The sequence below is a fragment of the Qipengyuania atrilutea genome (assembly GCF_013370205.1).
Taxonomy (GTDB): Bacteria; Pseudomonadota; Alphaproteobacteria; order Sphingomonadales; family Sphingomonadaceae; genus Actirhodobacter; species Actirhodobacter atriluteus.
Genome location: NZ_JABWGV010000010.1, coordinates 1 through 17,805 on the forward strand (window position 1 = coordinate 1; position 17,805 = coordinate 17,805).

At 55.2% G+C, this 17,805-nt stretch carries 17 protein-coding genes; 10 read left to right on the forward strand and 7 right to left on the reverse strand.

Going from position 1 to position 17,805, the window contains the following annotated elements; genetic code table 11:
• Positions 1 to 106: 106 nt before the first annotated feature.
• The 3 genes from HUV48_RS14035 (at position 107) to HUV48_RS14045 (ending at position 1,342) form a co-directional block, all read left to right on the forward strand.
• Entirely contained in the window at positions 107 to 673 is a 567-nt protein-coding gene (locus HUV48_RS14035; protein WP_176268358.1) for a hypothetical protein, read from the forward strand.
• A 109-nt stretch (positions 674 to 782) separates the two neighbouring features.
• Positions 783 to 1,037, forward strand: a complete 255-nt coding sequence (locus HUV48_RS14040) for a hypothetical protein (protein ID WP_176268359.1) — start codon at positions 783 to 785, stop codon at positions 1,035 to 1,037.
• Between the two features lie 50 nt (positions 1,038 to 1,087).
• Positions 1,088 to 1,342 (forward strand): hypothetical protein, encoded by a 255-nt coding sequence (locus HUV48_RS14045; protein WP_176268360.1) that lies wholly within the window; start codon positions 1,088 to 1,090, stop codon positions 1,340 to 1,342.
• Here the strand turns inward: HUV48_RS14045 and HUV48_RS14050 are convergent.
• From HUV48_RS14050 to HUV48_RS14065, 4 genes are all read right to left on the reverse strand, one after another.
• Positions 1,318 to 1,857: a hypothetical protein gene (locus HUV48_RS14050; protein WP_225871734.1), complete on the reverse strand. Its 540-nt coding sequence runs from the start codon at positions 1,855 to 1,857 to the stop codon at positions 1,318 to 1,320. The two genes, HUV48_RS14045 and HUV48_RS14050, sit on opposite strands and share 25 nt — an antisense overlap.
• Positions 1,858 to 1,963: 106 nt before the next feature.
• Positions 1,964 to 2,137 (reverse strand): hypothetical protein, encoded by a 174-nt coding sequence (locus tag HUV48_RS14055; protein WP_176268361.1) that lies wholly within the window; start codon positions 2,135 to 2,137, stop codon positions 1,964 to 1,966.
• A gap of 91 nt (positions 2,138 to 2,228) precedes the next feature.
• Positions 2,229 to 2,699 (reverse strand): hypothetical protein, encoded by a 471-nt coding sequence (locus HUV48_RS14060; protein WP_176268362.1) that lies wholly within the window; start codon positions 2,697 to 2,699, stop codon positions 2,229 to 2,231.
• A 17-nt stretch (positions 2,700 to 2,716) separates the two neighbouring features.
• Positions 2,717 to 3,895, reverse strand: coding sequence for a DUF6161 domain-containing protein (locus HUV48_RS14065; RefSeq protein WP_176268363.1), 1,179 nt, complete (start codon positions 3,893 to 3,895; stop codon positions 2,717 to 2,719).
• Between the two features lie 120 nt (positions 3,896 to 4,015).
• Here HUV48_RS14065 and HUV48_RS14070 point away from each other — a divergent pair, with 120 nt between their 5' ends.
• The 6 genes from HUV48_RS14070 to HUV48_RS14095 all read left to right on the forward strand — a co-directional run bounded on the left by HUV48_RS14070 (position 4,016) and on the right by HUV48_RS14095 (position 13,795).
• Positions 4,016 to 6,766, forward strand: a complete 2,751-nt coding sequence (locus HUV48_RS14070; RefSeq protein ID WP_176268364.1) for a class I SAM-dependent DNA methyltransferase — start codon at positions 4,016 to 4,018, stop codon at positions 6,764 to 6,766.
• Positions 6,763 to 7,638, forward strand: a complete 876-nt coding sequence (locus HUV48_RS14075; RefSeq protein ID WP_176268365.1) for a hypothetical protein — start codon at positions 6,763 to 6,765, stop codon at positions 7,636 to 7,638. The genes HUV48_RS14070 and HUV48_RS14075 overlap by 4 nt, the downstream gene beginning before the upstream one ends.
• 3 nt (positions 7,639 to 7,641) lie before the next feature.
• Positions 7,642 to 8,853, forward strand: coding sequence for a hypothetical protein (locus HUV48_RS14080; protein WP_176268366.1), 1,212 nt, complete (start codon positions 7,642 to 7,644; stop codon positions 8,851 to 8,853).
• On the forward strand, positions 8,840 to 10,549 hold the full coding sequence (locus HUV48_RS14085; RefSeq protein WP_176268367.1) for a GmrSD restriction endonuclease domain-containing protein: 1,710 nt from the start codon (positions 8,840 to 8,842) through the stop codon (positions 10,547 to 10,549). Before HUV48_RS14080 ends, HUV48_RS14085 begins: the two co-directional genes overlap by 14 nt.
• Positions 10,550 to 10,620: 71 nt before the next feature.
• Positions 10,621 to 12,621 carry a DEAD/DEAH box helicase gene (locus HUV48_RS14090; protein WP_439822691.1) on the forward strand — a complete coding sequence of 667 codons (2,001 nt, stop codon included), beginning with the start codon at positions 10,621 to 10,623 and terminating at the stop codon, positions 12,619 to 12,621.
• Entirely contained in the window at positions 12,614 to 13,795 is a 1,182-nt protein-coding gene (locus HUV48_RS14095) for a GIY-YIG nuclease family protein (protein WP_176268369.1), read from the forward strand. Before HUV48_RS14090 ends, HUV48_RS14095 begins: the two co-directional genes overlap by 8 nt.
• 375 nt (positions 13,796 to 14,170) lie before the next feature.
• Here the strand turns inward: HUV48_RS14095 and HUV48_RS14100 are convergent, their stop codons facing one another.
• From HUV48_RS14100 to HUV48_RS14110, 3 genes are all read right to left on the reverse strand, one after another.
• Positions 14,171 to 14,584, reverse strand: a complete 414-nt coding sequence (locus HUV48_RS14100) for a hypothetical protein (protein WP_176268370.1) — start codon at positions 14,582 to 14,584, stop codon at positions 14,171 to 14,173.
• A gap of 284 nt (positions 14,585 to 14,868) precedes the next feature.
• A complete protein-coding gene (locus HUV48_RS14105; RefSeq protein WP_176268371.1) occupies positions 14,869 to 15,711 on the reverse strand; it encodes a hypothetical protein in 843 nt (280 codons plus the stop codon).
• 147 nt (positions 15,712 to 15,858) lie between these two features.
• The gene (locus HUV48_RS14110; protein ID WP_176268372.1) at positions 15,859 to 16,821 is read right to left on the reverse strand and encodes a P-loop NTPase family protein; all 963 of its coding nucleotides are present in this window, start codon (positions 16,819 to 16,821) and stop codon (positions 15,859 to 15,861) included.
• Positions 16,822 to 17,150: 329 nt separating this feature from the next.
• Here HUV48_RS14110 and HUV48_RS14115 point away from each other — a divergent pair, with 329 nt between their 5' ends.
• Positions 17,151 to 17,600, forward strand: coding sequence for a helix-turn-helix transcriptional regulator (locus HUV48_RS14115; RefSeq protein ID WP_176268373.1), 450 nt, complete (start codon positions 17,151 to 17,153; stop codon positions 17,598 to 17,600).
• The last annotated feature ends 205 nt before the right edge of the window (positions 17,601 to 17,805 follow it).

A 17,805-nucleotide genomic window follows, 5' to 3' on the forward strand; every position in this document is an offset into this window, starting at 1 on the left:
CCTTTAAAGACCAATACAGGGTATTTTCACCCGGCATGTTGACAGGGTGATTTCACCCTCTATACTAGTAGATACCGGATGATTCGACCCTGTAAGGAGTTTATCCATGTTAGAGTATCGACCCGGCAAGTTCTCAAAAGACTTTGCCACTGCTGAGGGGAAGAAGCTGTGGGAAGTCCTGAATCGTGATGCCAACATCGCTCGGATGGAGACTGCAACCGATCTTGGACAGCCCGCGCTCAAGCCGCTTGAAGACATCCTGCTAATCGAGATCGGCGAACCCATCACGGATGATCGCATGAAGCAGATGGCGGGACATATGGTTCGCCAGATAATGGAAAGTCGCGGTTTCGTGCACGACGCTGATGGCATCAAGTTGGCCTCGGCTCCGTTCTACAAAGCAAGTCGCTACCGCCGCCCAGTTCCCGACGAGATAGTTCTTCACCTATTCCGAGACAGCGGTGATCCGAACCAGCTTGCCCTCACCGACATTCGCGATGATAGCAAGCTTCCATCTCCTAAGGTCGGCAAGCGGTGGACCTACTACAACTCGATTTCTTCGCCCTTAAAGGCTTCTGTCGGTTTCGGCTTCAACCTTAAAAAGGCGGCGAAAGTGATCAAAAAGCAGGGCTACTTTTTGCATCGCCGAGAACGCATCCTTCGGCCAGCCTGATCTTGCTAGGCCAGAGTAGATTCGAGCAAAATTGGAGATATATATGACGATGGAAAAGCCGTGGGAGCTTGTGACTGACCCAACCTATTTTCGATAAGTGCTCGGAAATATGGCCTCCTCTGGATTCGGCCCCATACACGAAGCAAAGGCTCATGTCCGCTTCGGCACTACTGGCGGTGGTCATGCACCAAACTATCAGATCGAAAGCGCGGCAGGTGCCAAATACTGCTTCCGTGGGATGGGACATGAGGCAGCATCCGAAGTGGACGACGCATTTGCTGAAAAGAACCTCTCGGATGAGCGGTTCAGCTACGCGCAAGTTCAAGCCATGCTGGCAAGCCTGATCGAAACGCATAAACAATGACACCGCGAAAGGGTTTTATACCTAGGGGCGTTCACCTTCTCGATTCAGAGATGATCGATGCCGTCGAACAAGCGATCATCATGCGCTTCGAGGAGATCACTGACCTTGCCTTCGCTGGAAAGCCGCCAGCTTTGGCGCTACTCCCTGATCTCGATGGTGTGATTATCGAATTGGCCTATTGGCGCTTGGCAGATAATTCCATCGGACACGCGTTAAGCCCTCGCTTCGAAAGGGTCGGACGAGTGTCGGTGCCCATCCCTTTGCTTAGGCGCGCTGCTGTCTATGAGGCTTGCGGCGCGACCTGATCCGCTGGCTTGCATGCAAAGTCGGCCCAATTCAGCTTAAGTTTGTCGCCCTTCACCTTCGGCAAGGTCTTGCGATCGATCAGCCTACTCTGCACCTCGAAATCGTCATCGATCTTAACGATGAGCACCTTGCTAAAATTGCGCTTGAGATTGAGCGTGATCGTGTCCTTCGACTTGAACGGTGTGATGGTCTTCACCTCGACGAAGTGATTACCGATCTTGCCGTCCGATCCTTGCGCGTAATTGCGATGCAGTTTGAGCCCATGGGTGATCGCTCCGTAGAGTTCACCAAGGTCGCCATAGACCTGTAGGTGGCTACCGGTGAGGTGATGATAGTCCTGTGCCACCGCGAGCAGGTCTTGGAAGATCGGCACCAGATCAACATCGAGGTCAGGGAAGCGGGCCTCGAACTCCAACCGCGCAAGATGCGAGTTAATCTCGGTCCAAGTGATCCACTCGCCATCGTCATAGATGGCGTTGTCCTCGTTCCAATTATCGGTTGGGCCGTGCATCATATACCCGGAACCTAGTCAGGGGACGGTAAATGGCCAACTAATTGGTGCGAGAGTGCACCTTGGACTTGTGCAATTTAATTACTTGGACACAGAGACTTCGTCGAAATCAGCCCAGCCACACAACGGACCCGTTCCGATCGACCACACGCACCTGCTCATAGTTTGGGCGCTTGGCGACGGCCTTTGCATCGAAGATCGCCTGAGCTTCCGATCCAAACCCGCTTGATGCGTTCAGCCAGATCGATGAGCCGCGAGCCATGTATTGAACCTTGTATGACATTGGTGTGGCCTTTCCCTGCGATTGGAAAGGCTCTCATCAGTTCAAAAATCCGTCAAGTAGTTCTTTTAGTTCGGTTTTCTTCATGAGACCGCTAGTATGGTTCCTCACCATACTCATATTCATCTCGCATCTCATCTACGCGCTCATCAACGGCCTCTTCATAAGCCATGGCACCTTCGGCAAAGCTGTTGCTATTCCCATATGTTGATGGGTCATCGACCGGATAACCATTGTCAGCGCGCCATTGCCAGCCCGCCTCATGCCCGGAGCAGTCGTCAGTGCAACCGTAGGAATAGTCGTATCCTTGGCCAGCCATCTCGCTCTCTGCCGCTTCGCGTGCGGCATCCTCGTCGAAGTCAGGTCTGTAGGCATCGCGGTAGTCATCTATCGCATCGGTAGGATCGCCATATTCGTCAATCAGGTCTGCTGCCTCCTCAGTCGAAATACCAAGTTCGTCGGCGACATACTGCTCATCGTCGGACGGGCTAGAGCAACTTGAGAATAAGGTGAGCGCAATAATTGCAATCACCATGCTCCGTCCCGTCGTCCAGTTCTCGGCCATCACGCTTCTCCATGAACTTACGATTGATCCTTTCCAGACAGCATCCTTGCAGCGATCGACTGGAAGGCAAGGTCGGGCGGGCCATCGTCTCGCACGATGCCATCAGCCGTTGGCCTAAAAAGTGAAGCAAGAATGATCTGCTTGTCCGTCTCAGATGCAGCGCCGTTTTCTGTAAGGGCGAGGTAGGTCTTTATCATCGTCGCTCGTTCGTCCGCATCAGTCTTGAGATGGTGCTGACTGAGATAGAGCTTTGTCAGTATACGCCCTATCCAGAAGCCGATCGTCGAGAGGACAGCAAGACCAGCCGAAATTAACACATACAAAGCGACTGGTTCGTTGGCTGCATCATGCATGGAGACAACCAAAAAACCTGCTGCAATGAAGACGGCGACGAGAAGTAAAGTCAGTCCGATAAAATAGTTACGAAGGTTCTCATATGCCTTGCTCTTCTCCGTGCCGTGCTCCGAACTTTTACCAGTCCAGTAGTCCACCGGAGCGCGAAGCTGCATGAACTCCGTATAAGTGTTTTCCGTTTCCCTTATACTGGCGACCGCATCGTCCGCTTGTTTCCGCCACATCCGGCCTGACTCAACCCAACGCTTCCGATTGCGCCGAAGGCTCCTAATTCCGATGCCCCGGGCTCTTTCTAGGACTGCACGCCAGTTGTTCGCGCATTCGGACTGAAACGCTTCGGCACTCGACATCGCTGATTTGAGCGAACTGCGATAATTTGCTCGCTCTTGCCTCAAGCGCTTCTCGATAGACGCTGACTGTCTGGCATCTGGAAACGCCGTCAGCATAACTCCCCTTAGCGCTACGGGAGACCTAACCTGTTCGAGCGAGACCCTATTGGTGAAAAAGGCCGCAGCCCAAGCCGCCTCGGTTTCGCCAACATCAGAACGAATGTCCAAGATGGATGCCCCAATCTCGCTCTCATGATGGGGGACATTGCCGGATACAAGGTCGCCGATAATCTGGTGGGCTTCGCTCAACGAACTTCCACAATTTTTTCGCTCGTTCGCGCTTTGAATCATAGAAGACCACTGATCTCGAATGCTACGACCCGCGCCATTCGGGTTGGTGCTTTCGCCACCCAGCCAATCCCAATAGGAAGCCTCCTTCCGAAGATATTCAATCAGACCATCCCAATCTTCAAACGACTGTGATGAACCACCCTTTGCTATCTCGAATTGCATCCGTGAGCTTCCCAACAGTGAAGAAAGATAGATGAACTAAGTTCTTGGTTTCAGCAATCTTCGGCCAATCGGCCTGCTACCACTTGGCGCTGACGAACTCGTAGCTTACTGATTTGACCCATGAACCCCGTTGAGATCGAAGAAGCTGTCACCCAACTCGCCTCGGAGCCGTTTGATCGAGCCGAGTTCCCCTTTCAGTTCCTCACCGCCTTCGGGAACAAGAAGACCACGATCGACCGGCTGAGGAAGGGCAATACCAACCAGTCCGATCTTCCGGGCGGTGTGCTCCAACGCAGCAACATTCACATTTCCACCTGCGAAGCTGGTGCGGCTGGTGAGACACTCACCGCCCTGCGCGAGAGCCCGAAGACCGGCACCAACAAAGCCAAGTTCATTCTTGCCACCGATGGTGAGGATTTACAGGCCGAAGACCTGACCAGCGGCGAAACCGTCGCTTGCGACTACGGTGACTTCCCCAATCACTTCGGCTTCTTCCTGCCGCTCGCGGGCATAACCACGGTCGAGCAGATTCGGGAAAGCTCGTTCGACATCCGTGCGACCAGTCGGCTTAACCGGCTCTATGTCACGCTGCTGCAAGACAACCCGGAATGGGCGACTGCCGAACGCCGCATCGACATGAACCACTTCATGGCACGGCTAATCTTCTGCTTCTTCGCGGAGGATACGGACATCTTTCCGGTGACTTCTGGGTTCACCCAGACTGTGGAGCGAATGAGCGCCGGTGGCGCGGACAACACCGCAAAGGTCATCAGCGAGCTATTTCGCGCCATGAATACCAAGCATGACGAGCGCGATGCTGCCGGTATCGCGCGCTGGGCATCAGGCTTCCCTTATGTGAACGGCAATCTGTTCTCGGGCAGCACCGATGTCCCGCGCTTTAGCAAGATTGCCCGGTCCTACCTCACCCACATCGGCAATCTAGACTGGACGAAGATCAACCCAGATATTTTCGGCAGCATGATTCAGGCCGTTGCCGATGATGAGGAGCGCGGCGCGCTCGGCATGCACTACACCAGTGTGCCGAACATCCTCAAAGTGCTGAACCCGCTGTTCCTCGATGATCTGCGCGGCAAGCTGGAAGAGGCGGGCAAAAACTCGCGCAAGTTGCTCAATTTGCGCAATCGCATAGCGAAGATCAGGGTGTTCGATCCGGCCTGCGGCAGCGGAAACTTCCTCGTTATCGCTTATAAGGAAATGCGGGCGATCGAGGCCGAGATCAACCGGCTGCGCGGCGAGCCTGAGCGCAAGACCGACATCCCGCTGACCAATTTTCGCGGGATAGAATTGCGCGACTTCCCCGCCGAGATCGCTCGCCTCGCGCTCATCATCGCTGAGTATCAGTGCGATGTCCTGTATCGCGGGCAAAAGGAGGCGCTGGCCGAGTTCCTCCCGCTCGATTCCGAGAATTGGATTACCTGCGGAAACGCGCTGCGGCTCGACTGGCTGAGCATCTGCCCACCGACCGGAACCGGCGTGAAGGTGCGCGGCGATGATTTGTTCGAGACCCCCCTCGACCAGTCCGAGATCGATTTCGAAAATGCCGGTGGTGAAACATACATCTGCGGGAACCCTCCATATCTTGGCGCTCGCGATCAGAACGCAGAGCAGAAAAGCGACATCGAGAACTTGTTCGCCAAGAGGGATAAAAACTGGAAATCCCTCGACTATGTTGCCGGATGGTTTTTGAAGGCCGCATTATACGGATGCCAAACGGCCTCCGCCTCTGCGTTTGTTACGACAAACTCGCTTTGCCAAGGCGGGCAAGTATCAATCCTTTGGCCGCTGATTTTTCAAACTGGCCACGAGATCTTCTTTGCCCATACCTCCTTCCGATGGAAAAATCTCGCAAGTCACAACGCAGGGGTGACCGTTGTCGTCGTGGGGATCGAGCGCCCTGCTCGCAGCCCACGATGGATTTATTCTAGCGATAAGGATGGGGTCACAACGGAACTACAGTGCGCCGAAATTAACGCATACCTCGCTCCTGCGAAAAACATTATAGTCGAGAAGGCCAGTAAACCGATTGGCTATCAGTCCGAAATGACCTTTGGTAATACGCCAATCGATGGCGGTCACCTTCTACTCACGCGAGAGGAAAAATCGCTGCTCGGCATTAGCCCAGAGCAAGAAGCTGCGTTTGTCAGGAGGATTTATGGGTCCGCTGAATTAATCAGGGGCTTGGAAAGGCACTGCCTCTGGATCGAAGATGATCATTTAGAAGAGGCTCGGTCAATCCCGCTTATCGAGAAGCGAATTGAAGCAGTGCGAACATTGAGGAAGAAGGGCGGGACAACCGCTCAATATATTTCAGACCGTCCTCATCAATTCCAGAGGATGCTTAAGGCAAAAAACAGTCTGATTATTGTCCCTGTCACTTCCTCAGAAAACAGAGAATATCTCCCCGTTGGGTTGCTCACTGGACAAGAAATCGTTTTAAATACGGCCAACGCTTCTTACGACGCGCCGGTCTGGAATCTAGCAATCATAGCTTCTCGTTTGATGCATAGCTGGATCGGCACGGTTTGCATTAGAATGAGAACAGATTTTAGATTCACTCCCACTCTTGGTTGGAACACCTTCCCGCTCCCCAAGCTGACCGAGCAAAACAAGGCTGACCTCACCCGCTGCGCCGAGAACATTCTCCTCGCGCGCGAGGCGCATTTCCCGGCGACCATCGCCGACCTCTATGATCCCGAGGCCATGCCCGAAGACCTCCGCCGCGCGCATGAAGAAAACGACGAGGTGCTCGAACGCATCTACATCGGTCGCCGCTTCCGCAACGACACCGAACGCCTCGAAAAGCTTTTCGAACTCTACACCAAGATGACCGGGAAGAAGGCGGCGGCATGAACTCCGAGTTTAATCGCATGACGATCGTTGCTGCTGCCGAAGTGGTTGCCGAGTTCAAGAGCCATAGCGAGATGGAAATCTTGGAGGTTCAATGGGGTATCGCCGACGAAGTATCGGCCTCTGGAAAGGCTGGCCGCGTCGCATGTTGGGCTAAGGTTGCGCTCGCCCGCACTGAACCTCAATTCCAAGGCGGTTCTCGCAATAAAGTGCTGACTGAAAACGGCTTGATGACCCTCGAAAGGGCGATGGTCGAAACTGCCATCAAAGCGCCTCCAATGACGCGCGACAAGGAGGCTTGGAAGAAGCTGATTGCCGGTCTTCGCCTTGATGGGTTCGAAGTGGTCGAGGATGGTGACGGGGCTGGTGATGGTTTCTCATTTTCGTCGCGACGGAAGAGCCTCCGGATCATCCGGATGCTGCCTGAGGCGATCCCCGGCCTTGATATTCGAGAGGCCGAGAACGAGGTCATGGCTCTTCTAAATGCTCATGGATTTCTTGTCGCCAAGGGTCATTTGTCTCGTGCGATGTCAGCGTTCCAGCGCGGCGAATGGTCGGGCGCGAACGGCGAGTTGCGAAACTTCTTTGAGAGCTATCTCAATGAGATCGCTGACAGGCTCGGGAGCCAAGAAACCGATAGCAAGATGAAGAGGGATTTCCTCGGAGGCGTTGTTTCGCCTGCCTTCTTGCTCGCGGAATACAATGAATGGCACGAGAATAATCAGAAACCCCAGTTCGTGCAGGGGCTCATGAGTCGCATGCACCCCCATGGAGGCCATCCGGGTCTATCGGAGGAGGAAGACGCGACCTTCCGTATCCAGATCACACTGATCACAGCACGCCTGTTTTTGCGCCGCTTTGACCAGAGGAAGTAGACCGTGACTGGAAAAAGCCGCCAACCGGGATGGGATAAGCAAGCAGTCAACGAAATTGCAGCGTCCCAGTATGGCAGTCTCAAAAACATGTTTGACGCGCATGGTTGGGATAAGGCCGATCGCACTTTTGGTCAGATCGCACCGAGCCGCGTAAAGGAAACCTACGGCGGTGTTGAAGCCTTCGTGAAAGCACATGAAGATGGGCGAGCCGGTAATCCGATGCTCGATCCCTTGGTGGCCATCAGGTCCGATCCGCCACAAGTGTTCCTCAAGAGCTTTCATGGCTTCACGCCAGAAAGCTGGGGTTTCCTAGGTTACACAGAACCGTCTTCGCGAGAGAAGTTCGTGCGGGAAAGTCGTCCCGGAGCCCTGCTTGTAGTCTGCGGAACCTCGAAAGCTCCAATTAAGAGTGAGCGTCTCCGTGTGCTCGGGATGCAGCAACAAACACACATTTACGGGAGTAAATGGGAGTTTCTTGATCCCGCGCGACACGAGGAAGAACGCAACGATCCTAAGCGGGTGGGAGGTTGGATCAACGGGCTTAAAGCGATCCGCGCATGGAAGATTCCCGAGGAAGATCGCCCCTTCGTGCGAGACATTTTCCCCGAAACCCATAAGGGCGGCGACAACGGAACGGCCATTGGAAGCTACGGATTACGCTTAACATCGAGAGAGGCTTTGCGGATTCTCGATCTGCCGCTCTACGAGGTTCCCGTATTTGGCGGCGCGCCTGTCGACTCCCTGATTCCCGGTCCCGCAGCGCAAACTCTCGCACCAAGCAAGCCCGGACCAGTGGCACAAAGCGGCTACATGGTGCGTGAGGCGGAAGGACCGAAGCACCTTTATATCTTGCGAATGCATGGGGACGAGTATGGGCTGCTTGGCGAAGACCCCAAGGGAGGCTGGATTGTAAAGGTCGGCTTTTCCGGAAGCCCAGACACTCGCTGCAAGGCTCACAATACGACGCTGCCGCGCCTGTGTGCTTATCAATGGGCTGTCCTGAAATCGACCTTCGACGCCAAACGGCCTGCATTTCCATCGTCCAGACACGCTTTGGCCGGAGAACAAGCGATGAAGGATTCGCTCGTGAAAAACGGGCGCTCGCTCGGCGGCGAGTTCTTCCTTGCCAATCAGAGCGCAATAGAGATGGCATGGGCGGCGGGGATCGCCGCAGCCGAGCAAATTGGGGGGGGAAGCGCCTGTGGAAGCGCGTAACAAGAAGATCGAAGACTGGTTCGCGATGATCAAGCAAGGTCAGATCGTTCTGCCCCGATTCCAGCGACATGAAGCATGGCGGCAAGCACAAGTGATCGGTCTGTTGGAGAATATCCTGCGCGATCCGCCATTGCCGATCGGCGCATTGCTCACTCTTGAAGTCGGCGACGAAGAACTCTTTCACTCCCGTCCGATCGTTGGTGCGCCTGAACCACAGTCTAAGCCTTCCATGCACCTCTTGGACGGACAGCAGCGTATGACGGCACTCTGGCGTAGCCTCACCGGCGACTACGAAAACCTCGATGTCTTCATTACGATCAATCCGGAGCCGGACGAGGATGAAGAAGCCGAAATCGATCTCGGTGAAGATGTCGATGCGCCAACCGTCGAAGCGGTCAAGAGGTGGGATCGCAAGGGCGTGACGCAGCCAGTCTGGTGCGACAATCCTGTTGAAGTTCTTGAGCGCGGCCAGATTCCCGTCACCATTATTTGCCCCGGTTCCCAAGGGGAGGCAGCCCTTAACGAGTGGAAGTCAAAGGTTGAAGAGAGCGGAGCGCTCACCTTCGACATTATCAGCCGGATTGTCGCCCTTCGCCAACGAGTTGCGAAGTATGATATTCCGTTCTTGTCACTGAGTTCGAAAACTGGTCGTGATACGGCGCTCGATGTCTTCATTCGCATGAACACCTCAGCGACGCCCTTGAAAGACTTCGACATCGTAGTCGCTCAGTTAGAGAGTGCGACCGGCGACTCCCTGCACGACATGGTAGAGGAGCTTGTCGAGGCGGTGCCTGCCGCTCGCGATTATGGCCGCATTGAGGATAGCATCTTATCGGTCGCAGCCCTACTGATGGGCAAGGCACCGCTCAAGAAAACATACCTTGATCGGTCTTTCGGTGAGGAGTTCTCTTCGGTCTGGTCCCGTCTCAAACACGGATTCAAACACGGTATCTCGTTCCTTCGCTCAGAGGGCATTTTCAATGAGCGGTGTCTGCCTAGCGAAGTGGTCGTCTACCTAACCTGTGCACTTTGGGCTGATGTGCCTGAGCATGCATTCGATAGCGGCGGCAATGCCCGCACCTTGATTAGGAAGGCTCTGTGGCGAGCCAGCTACACAGATCGATATGGTAAGACCTCAGCTACACGAGCGTTCGCCGACTATAAGGCACTCCGCCTGATGATGACCGCGAAAGATTTCGGTCTATGTGAACTCTTCGATGAGACTTTCTACCCGCTACCAGCCAAGGAAGAGCTAATTCTGGCAGGCTGGCCGGGACGGAAAGATCGTCTCCCCCGTGCATTGCTCGCGACCGGCCTTCGTCGAGGAGGACTCGACTTTGCCGATGGCGCATCGATCACTCTCGACAACTTTTATAGCCGTGAGTTCCATCACCTGTATCCGGTAGGTGTGCTGAGTGGCGACAGGGCGGACGAAAAGGTCAATCGCGCTTTAAATTGTGCCCTCATAACTTGGACAACAAACCGCAGGGTCGGAGCGCAAACGCCATCGGAATACATTGAGAAGCGCGCGAAGGCCGCCGCGCTAGGGATGGACGCTGTTCGCCAACGGTTGGAGAGCCACCTGATTCCTTACGATGCACTCGTAGCCGACGACTATGAAGAGTTTCTCACCGCGCGTGCCGATCGTATGCACGCCGATATGCTCAAGCTGTGCGAGGGTGCCTCTCCACAATGACCACTTCAAAACCAATCCCCGCCGTCTCGTTTCAGACTGCTCGAACTGGGGCGTCTACGAAGTCCAACGAGATGGGCATGCGTCCCATGCAGGAACGCGCTTATACAAAGCGGGGCGAGCAATACCTGCTGATCAAGTCGCCGCCCGCGTCGGGCAAATCGCGTGCACTCATGTTCATCGCGCTCGACAAGCTGCACAATCAAGGGCTCGAACAAGCGATCATCGTTGTGCCCGAAAAGTCGATCGGCGGGTCATTCATGGACGAGCCGCTTTCCAAGTTCGGCTTCTGGTCCGACTGGGTGGTGAAGCCGCAGTGGAACCTGTGCAACGCGCCGGGGCCGGTTGAGGAGCGGGTCGATCCATCCAAGATCAAAGCGGTCGGCCAGTTCCTCGCCAGCGGTGACAAAGTGCTGGTTTGCACACACGCCACTTTTCGTTTTGCAGTCGAACAGCTTGGTGTCGAGGCGTTCGACAACCGGCTGATTGCCGTGGACGAGTTCCACCATGTTTCTGCGAGTGACGACAACCGGCTTGGTAATCAGCTTGCCGAGTTCATCCGCCGCGACAAAGCGCACATCGTGGCGATGACCGGAAGTTACTTCCGGGGCGATGCGGTGCCTGTCCTCACACCTGAAGACGAAGCCAAGTTCGAGACGGTCACCTACACCTATTACGAGCAGTTGAACGGCTATGAGCACCTCAAGGCGCTCAATATTGGCTACTTCTTCTACACCGGGTGGTATCTGAGTGCGATCGAGGCTGTGCTCGATCCATCCAAGAAGACCATCGTTCATATCCCATCGGTCAACGCTCGTGAAAACCCTAAGATTGGTAAGGTCACAGAGGTCGAGCACATCATGGAGACGCTCGGTGAGTGGAGGGGCGTTGACGAAAAAACCGGTTTCCATCTCATCGATCTACCTGAGGGAAGGCAGATCAAGATCGCCGATCTGGTTGATGACAGCGATACGGCGCGGCGCGGCAAGGTATTGGCCGCCCTCAAAGACCCGATGCACCGCAATGACCGCGACCATGTGGACATCATCATTGCACTCGGCATGGCCAAGGAAGGGTTCGACTGGATTTGGTGCGAGCACGCACTGACAGTCGGCTACAGGTCGAGCCTGACCGAAATTATCCAGATCATCGGTCGTGCAACCCGCGATGCTTTCGGAAAGGAAAGCGCCACCTTCACCAACCTAATAGCTGAACCGGATGCCTCGGAAGCGGCTGTGGTGGGGGCGATCAACGACACGCTGAAAGCCATCGCCGCCAGTTTGCTGATGGAACAGGTGCTCGCGCCGCGTTTCACTTTCACGCCGAAGGATACCGGGCCACTCGAAGACTTCGACTACGGCCCCGGCGGCTATAAGGAAGGCGAGACCAATGTCGGTGTGCGTGAAGCGACCGGCCAGCTTCACTTCGAGATCAAGGGGCTAATCGAGCCCAAGAGCGTCGAGGCCCAGCGCATCTGCAAGGAAGACCTCAACGAGGTCATCACCCAGTTCGTGCAGGACAAAACGAGCCTCGAACAGGGCATGTTCAACGAGGAGACGGTGCCGCAAGAACTGACCCAGTTGAAGATGGGCAAGATCGTTCGCGATCGTTATCCAAAGCTAAGCGCAGAGGATCAGGAGGCGGTGCGCCAGCACGCCATTGCTGCTCTCAACTTTACCCAGAAGGCGAAGGAAATCGCCAGCAGTCTCAATAACGGCAAGGGTGATGACGAGAAGGTCAACACCGCGCTCATCGATGGGGTGCGCAAGTTCGCCATGGATGTCCGCGATCTCGACATCGACCTAATCGACAGCATCAACCCCTTCGAAGCCGCCTACGCGGTGCTTGCGAAGTCGATGAACGAGACGGTGCTTAAGCAGGTGCAGTCGGTCATCTCGGCGAAGAAGGTCAAGATTTCATCCGAGGAAGCGCGCGATCTCGCCGAACGCGCATTGCGATTCAAGAAAGAGCGCGGGCGGCTGCCCGAAATTACCTCACACGACGCGTGGGAGAAGCGAATGGCGGAAGGGGTTGCGGCGTTCGCGCGTTACCGTGCACAGGCGAACGATGGCTGACCTGACTGATGACGAACTGCTTGCTGAACTTGGAGTTGAAGTCGAGCAGCAGAAAGCGCGCACCTATACACCGCGCGAAGAGCGGATCATGGCTGGGTTCGAGGATATTATCCGCTTCATGGAAAAGCACGGGCATCCGCCGCAACACGGCGAGGATCGTGACATCTTCGAACGCCTCTACGCTGTTCGTTTGGATCAGCTTCGCGCGCAAAAAGACTGCCGCGAAGTTCTCCATGGGATGGACAGGCATGGGTTGCTTGCCGAAGCGCAAAATGAAGCTACTATTCCTGCTGAAGAGATCGACGACGATTTACTGCTCGCCGAGCTTGGTATCGAGCCGGTAGCGGAGGACGATATCCGTGTCCTGCGCCATGTCCCGACTGCCGAAGAGCGCCGTGCCGCAGAAGAAGTGGCGAACCGCGAGAAGTGCGAAGATTTTGCACACTTCAAGCCGTTCTTTGATCAGGTTCAGCAAGAGATTGAAATCGGCGCTCGGGAAACGCGGCCATTTGAACTTAAGGCCGAGATTCGTCCCGGCGCGTTCTTCATTGTAGGCGGCCAGACTGCTTTCGTGGCCGAGATGGGGGAAGTTTTTACAAATCCTCAGGGCCGCTCCGATGCGCGTCTTAGGGTAATTTTCGACAATGGCACGCAGAGCAATATGCTTATGCGCTCGCTACAGCGCTCGCTGAATAAGGACGACGCCGGTCGGCGGATTACGGAGCCGGAGGCTGGCCCATTATTTTCAGGACAGGCCGAAGACGGGGATGAAGCAAGCGGGATTATATATGTCTTGCGAAGCAAGTCGGACCACCCCGTCGTCGCCGAAAATCGCAACCTCGTTCACAAAATCGGCGTGACGAACATGAAGGTTGAGAAGCGGATCGCCGGGGCGCGCTTGCAACCAACTTTCCTCATGGCTGATGTGGAGATAATTGCCCAATATAAGCTTTTCAACATCAACCGCACCAAACTTGAAAAGCTGATCCACCGGGTGTTCGGTGCGGCCCAACTCGACCTTGTAATCCCCGATCGGTTCGGCACGATGATTAAACCGCGTGAATGGTTCTTAGTCCCACTGAATGCGATTGATGAGGCGGTCGAGCGTATTCGCGATGGCTCGATTACCGATTACCGATACGATCCAAGCCAAGCGCGGATCGTGCAAGTGTGACCAACTTTTTGGGTTTGAGACTGATTAGCAAGCGGGCTTCGTTTGAATTGTGAAGCGCGGGCTCTGATCTACGCGGGGCTGACAGTGCCCGCAGAGCTTCGAGGATGATCCGTCCGCGCGTCCGATCGATCTCGCAAATGCGCGAAGCGACTTGAGATCATCCGACACAACCTTCTGATAGCCATGCTCAGTAGAGGCCCCGTTATCCCGATCACGCGAAATGGAAAAACAGGTCGCGCGGTGGATCACGGCATAGCCGGGGCGCTCGCCGCGCTCGATGTTCACTACGAAGCCATCAGGATGGTGGCTAATCCAACGGAGGTAGCCTGCGTCGTCGTCGGTGAACCGTTCCTTCGCGAATGTGCTTGGCCCGCGTCATAGCATTACCATGTCGGGATGGAGCCACTCAATGTTATGCCGCGCGCATCCCGGCCAGACATAGATTTCGGCATCATCGACGAGCACTTCGCAGCCGAGATTCTTGCACATCTTGCCCTTCCAGTAGAGCAATTCCATGCCTTTCGGTCTCCCATTCTCAAAGGCTTTGAAAATCTGCTCGGGAATGCCCTCGACGCCCCGGAAATGGAAGGGGAGCAATCGGCATCCAGCCTTTTCGAGGTCATACCAAAGCCGGTCGAACAGACGGTCCGTTCGGAAGGTGATGATATAGTGGCGCTGACTGTGCTCGTTGCGCTCGATGTAATCCCAGAACAGCGCGGACCTCGGATTCTGGTAGATTACGAAATCGAAGTCCCATCCGATGGATTTGAATTGCGTGATGTCGTCCATCACTACGAAATCTCACATTTTGCCGATCCGTAAAGTTTTTCCTTCGAGGGGAGGTCCGATGTGAAATCGGGATATGCGTATCGAGCCGAGAGGCGAGCACTAGATTGCGCGGGCAATCTCTATGCATAGATGTGTTCGAAGAGAGACAAATACCCGGCACGAAGCGACGGGGTTCCGCCATTTATGGCGACATGCACGAGGTCACACGAAGTGGGCAACCTCTATGCATATATCTTAATAAGTAATTCTATAATGGTCATATGCATACAGATTGCCCACCCTCATCAAGTGATTGTGACCAGTCCTGTAGCCCAGTTGTCTCGTTCACCTTTGCCGACGATACCCCGCGATTGAAGGACGAAGCTTCCACCTAGCGGCTTGCCGTGACTAGTCTGAGTGTCGAATCTCGGCAGCTTGATGGCTCTGTTGGTGTTGTTGTCCCTAGAAATGAGGATGGCAGTTTCGACTTTGCGCGCCTCAAGCTGCACGCGGTTGATCAACATGACCTGAAACTCATGGAAGTAGGTGCCCTGTCCCTTCCTCTTATCGGCGAGTAAGCCAATCATCAGGTCGTTGGCCTCAGCAGCAGGTGCAATCTCGTTTTCAATCCACTCAGCGTATTCGTTTGAAAGGGAGGTCAAGTATTCCTTGGATCGCGCTACCTTCTTTGCTCTCTCCGGGCTGCGAAGCTGGGTAGCCCCTGTCCAGAATGGATCGCCCAAGCCTCGCGATGTCGGTCCGAAAATCTGGATTTTCACGGTATACTCTAACTTGCTGCGATCGGGCCGGAAGCGCTTTGGTTTGCCTGCTGAGGTTTCCTTTGGTTGTTTTGTGGCGGTGTATCCGATCGCAACTTCGATTGCTCGAATGCCAATGGTGGGCATGCGCACTGGGGCTTTGTTCGCCTTTGCGGCTTCGAGCTTATCGATCCCGATCATATTGATCAGCCGCTGCGCCATCGCGGGATCGCGCTTGCAGCATTCGGCCACCATCGCGAAGGCGGTCGTTTGGTCGAGAACCTGTGCTTGCTGTGAGTGAAGGTCGATGTTGGGCTTTGATCCGAGGCCCGGTTCCGGGACTTCGTGGATGCCAAACTGGCGTAGGAAGGAATGGGTGTGATCGCTCATGCATGTTCTCCGGTTGAGCGCCGCCGAGGCTTGGGCTTGACGGCGCTCGCGCAGGAACATGCGTTGGATTTTCGCCCTCGCTATTTATCCCTTGAGCGCTCATCGGCCCATGCCCGATGGCGTTTGTATTTATGGTGATGTGGGGAATCAGGCGGCGCGCAAGAGCCGCGCTGGTGGCGATTGTTTTGGCAGAAAGCGCAGCAAACCTGCCCAGTTTTCCTTGCGAGGAAGGGTCACCGGTTCACTGCGTTCCGGAAGCAAAAGCGCTTCAAGCTCGTCCTGCATGATTGCCACCGGCATATCCTTACGGTGAGCGCGACCCATGCATTGGGCGATGAACTTCAAAGTGCGCGGGCTGATGACGGCAAGCCGGTTCAGGTTCTCGGTAAACCATTCGATCGCCTGCGCCTGCACCGCCAATGGATTTTCCTGAGGGATCGGAGGCCCGCCGTTGGGATGACGAAGCATCACCTCCATCGTGAGAAAGGTTGTGAGAGCAAGATATACGCTCCACTCCCACAGCGCGATCGGATCTTCGGCAAAGACGACAGGCCACGACCGATTGAACAAGGCGTCCCGGTCGGGAAGGAGATCTTTGTCCCAGCCATCGTCGCTCGTCAGGTCCATGTTAGTCGAAACTATAATGGGCACATTGAGATTGACCGGCATCTGCACCTTCTCCTTCTCGATCACGACGATGCGATAGAGAAAATCAGGGGTCAGCGGGTCAGTCGCTTGCTTGAGCACCTCGAACATCGGCTTCGACCGGAAAATGATGTCGGCCTCTTCCATAACGATAGGACGACGCCCGTCTGCCTCGGCGAAGTGATCGATTAGATCGCGCACATTGGACGGACGCACTCGGATCGGATCGATCCCTTGGCCTCGCCATGCCCGCTCTTGGGCAATGATCTGGTGGGTCTTCCCGATTCCCGGTGGCCCACAAAGATAGACGGCTCGAAGACCGACGCCTCCGGTCGAGCCGAGGTCGCCGAGCTTAAACTCGGCAGCGCTCATGCGTCGAGCAATTGGATTGGTATTCGGCACATCGAGCCACTTCTGTTGTGCCCGCTTTGTTGGTGGTCGCAGTTTCGTCATCATCTTCGTCATCCCGCGTGTGAGGGTAGCTACCCTGCTCTGTTCGATTCCGCCCCCAGTGGGAGCGAATAGTATTTTGGCCCGAAGGCCGCAGTGATGATGACGCCCCGGTGGGGAGACATCAGGTTGGTTGTGACCTCCCATTGGGAGATCAAGTGCTCACCCAGTGGGTGAACTTCCGCCACGAGGAGTGGCAGCGGGATGGCCATCCGAATCATCCTATGGTCTCATGAAATAAAAACTGCAAGAGAAAAGTATTGTTACGATAACTTTTCGTGCGACTTTTATATTGTCATGTCGCTCACACGAGACTATAACGGGTGGAGATAAGGAGCTACTGAGTGAGAATCGCTGACATCATGGAACTGACAGGCGCGAGCAAGGCGACGATCTACCGCTGGATGGATCGCCACCCCACGCTCACGAGCGGCAGCAAGCTTTCGGCGGTAGGGGAATCCGAAGGCGCGCTTCCCGGCACAACTTTTCCCAAACCCGAGCGCAAAGAAGGCCGCATCGTCATCTGGAATGAAGACGAAGTGCTCGAATGGTGGAAAGCGAATGAAGACCACATCGGACGGCACCCCGAGGAATCCCACATTATCGAACTACCATATGAGCGGTATCGCGCTGCCATGAGCTACCCTGTCGAAATCCATGAGGACGAGGACGGCAACCGGGTGGTCGAAGATTATATGGCGTCCGTTACCAAGACCGAACGCAACGGCGATCAAGTTCGCATCTGGTTTGCAGACATCACCGACGCAGTGCTTTTCAAGATCAAGTTTGCGTGATGCTATGGCCAAGATTGACTGGTCGAGACCTCGGCGACGATATGTCCCATGGTATGGGCGCCGAGGCGCACTTGAGGAGAGGCCATGCGAGCATCGCCCTAGGAATAAGCAGAAGAAGGGTAAACGGAGGAAGGGAAAGAAGAGAAAGAAGTTCGTGCCCGCAAAGTCCCTCATCAGATGGGTGGAACAGGAGCCGAAGATCATC

Excerpts from the sequence above, each read along its gene's own strand:
- HUV48_RS14035 (WP_176268358.1), top strand. The coding sequence starts at position 107 with ATGTTAGAGTATCGACCCGGCAAGTTCTCAAAAGACTTTGCCACTGCT.
- HUV48_RS14040 (WP_176268359.1), top strand. The coding sequence starts at position 783 with ATGGCCTCCTCTGGATTCGGCCCCATACACGAAGCAAAGGCTCATGTC.
- HUV48_RS14045 (WP_176268360.1), top strand. The coding sequence starts at position 1,088 with ATGATCGATGCCGTCGAACAAGCGATCATCATGCGCTTCGAGGAGATC.
- HUV48_RS14050 (WP_225871734.1), bottom strand. The coding sequence starts at position 1,857 with ATGATGCACGGCCCAACCGATAATTGGAACGAGGACAACGCCATCTAT.
- HUV48_RS14055 (WP_176268361.1), bottom strand. The coding sequence starts at position 2,137 with ATGTCATACAAGGTTCAATACATGGCTCGCGGCTCATCGATCTGGCTG.
- HUV48_RS14060 (WP_176268362.1), bottom strand. The coding sequence starts at position 2,699 with ATGGCCGAGAACTGGACGACGGGACGGAGCATGGTGATTGCAATTATT.
- HUV48_RS14065 (WP_176268363.1), bottom strand. The coding sequence starts at position 3,895 with ATGCAATTCGAGATAGCAAAGGGTGGTTCATCACAGTCGTTTGAAGAT.
- HUV48_RS14070 (WP_176268364.1), top strand. The coding sequence starts at position 4,016 with ATGAACCCCGTTGAGATCGAAGAAGCTGTCACCCAACTCGCCTCGGAG.
- HUV48_RS14075 (WP_176268365.1), top strand. The coding sequence starts at position 6,763 with ATGAACTCCGAGTTTAATCGCATGACGATCGTTGCTGCTGCCGAAGTG.
- HUV48_RS14090 (WP_439822691.1), top strand. The coding sequence starts at position 10,621 with ATGGGCATGCGTCCCATGCAGGAACGCGCTTATACAAAGCGGGGCGAG.
- HUV48_RS14095 (WP_176268369.1), top strand. The coding sequence starts at position 12,614 with ATGGCTGACCTGACTGATGACGAACTGCTTGCTGAACTTGGAGTTGAA.
- HUV48_RS14100 (WP_176268370.1), bottom strand. The coding sequence starts at position 14,584 with ATGGACGACATCACGCAATTCAAATCCATCGGATGGGACTTCGATTTC.
- HUV48_RS14105 (WP_176268371.1), bottom strand. The coding sequence starts at position 15,711 with ATGAGCGATCACACCCATTCCTTCCTACGCCAGTTTGGCATCCACGAA.
- HUV48_RS14110 (WP_176268372.1), bottom strand. The coding sequence starts at position 16,821 with ATGACGAAGATGATGACGAAACTGCGACCACCAACAAAGCGGGCACAA.